3 protein-coding genes are annotated in these 1264 nt (G+C 36.6%); 1 reads left to right on the forward strand and 2 read right to left on the reverse strand.

From position 1 onward, the window contains the following. Positions 1-218, reverse strand: a 218-nt coding sequence (locus ACN4EE_RS23460) for an HNH endonuclease (protein ID WP_431708924.1), incomplete at its 3' end; no start/stop codon positions are given. Positions 219-344: 126 nt separating this feature from the next. Between ACN4EE_RS23460 and ACN4EE_RS23465 the strand changes: the two genes are divergently transcribed. Beyond that, entirely contained in the window at positions 345-551 is a 207-nt protein-coding gene (locus ACN4EE_RS23465) for a hypothetical protein (protein ID WP_431708925.1), read from the forward strand. 150 nt (positions 552-701) lie between these two features. Here ACN4EE_RS23465 and ACN4EE_RS23470 read toward each other — a convergent pair. Then, positions 702-1264 (reverse strand): hypothetical protein (locus tag ACN4EE_RS23470; RefSeq protein ID WP_431708926.1); only part of this gene is annotated, 563 nt, incomplete at its 5' end.

Here is a 1264-nt window from a genome sequence, read left to right on the forward strand (position 1 = left end):
CGATGATATTCCAAATGACAGCTATTGCATAATGCTACCAAATTTTCTGGTCTGTTATCTTCGGGTATCCTATTCCAATGATGTACTTGCAGACAGCTTCCCCTTCTTGATTTCTGCTTATCCTTAAAGTCTGCACCGCATTTCGCACATTTCCAGTCGGCTTTTTCCTTGATTTCGATCGATATTTCTCTCCAATTTTTAGAATATCTACTCATCATTTATTCCCCTCTAACTCACTTTCTATTTTAGGACTTTTTAGAGAGAGTCTATTTCCTCGATCTTATCTTCCTGAGTCTGAGCCTGAGCCTGAACGCAATTTTCATTTAAAGGATTTGAGTAGTAAGATGAAGACATTAGACACTGTATATTTTAAACTAGACAAGGCTAATTCTTCCCCAGACAGTGTAAGTTTTGCACTAGACAAGACTAATTCTTCCCCAGACAGTGTAAGTTTTGCACTAGACAAGACTAATTCTTCCGATAACAGCAATACTCAATATGTACAACATGGACAAGGGGAGCATTCATTTTTACCCGAACTGGAAAGATAGGGAATTAGGCAGGGTGGAAGATTAGTCGCCTTGGAGATGGAGATTGAGAAGGAGGAGAAGTTCGATCGATCGAAGTGAAGGGATGGCGTTTAATTTAAGTTAAGATAAAACAGCACCCCCTCCACAAATAAGACCAATAATTAAGTTTTATTAACTAGAACTCTCCTTGTCTGTCCAAAGATTATTCATATACTCAGCAATGGGTAATATCATTTGCTCATCAGTTTGTTTACAATAATATTTTTGGGCTGTAATCGGGTCATGCCCCATTGATATTGCCGCCGCTCTTTTTTTCGCATCATCAACTTCATTGTTTGCTAGAAAAGTGACAAAAATATGTCTGAGCAGATGAGGATTAATACTTACCCCTGTTTTTGTTTTAAAGATAGAATTAACTTTTTGCCACACAGAATCTTTGGTAAAAGCATCCCCTTTAATTTCTCTGACAAATACAGTCTCAACATCGGTTTTCACTAAGAATTTTCGATACTCGAATAGCCAAGCATTAAGATAGTCATAGAAAAATGTTCCATCTTCAAATTGACGATTAGGAATAATTTCTCGATAGGATTTCCCTGTTTTACTGCCATTTTTGTGGTCATCTGGACTTAAATCTAAAATATAATTACCCTCTTTCTTTTCGTCCGTTTGAGGATTTAAAGGGATAATATAACCATTAGCATCTATTTTCCCATATTTGAGAGTTTTACCAA

The organism is Geminocystis sp. CENA526 (assembly GCF_050753365.1).
In the GTDB taxonomy this organism is placed as follows: Bacteria; Cyanobacteriota; Cyanobacteriia; order Cyanobacteriales; family Cyanobacteriaceae; genus Geminocystis.

What these genes read in the sequence shown, in the direction of transcription:
- ACN4EE_RS23465 (WP_431708925.1), top strand. Translation starts at nt 345, where the DNA reads ATGAAGACATTAGACACTGTATATTTTAAACTAGACAAGGCTAATTCT.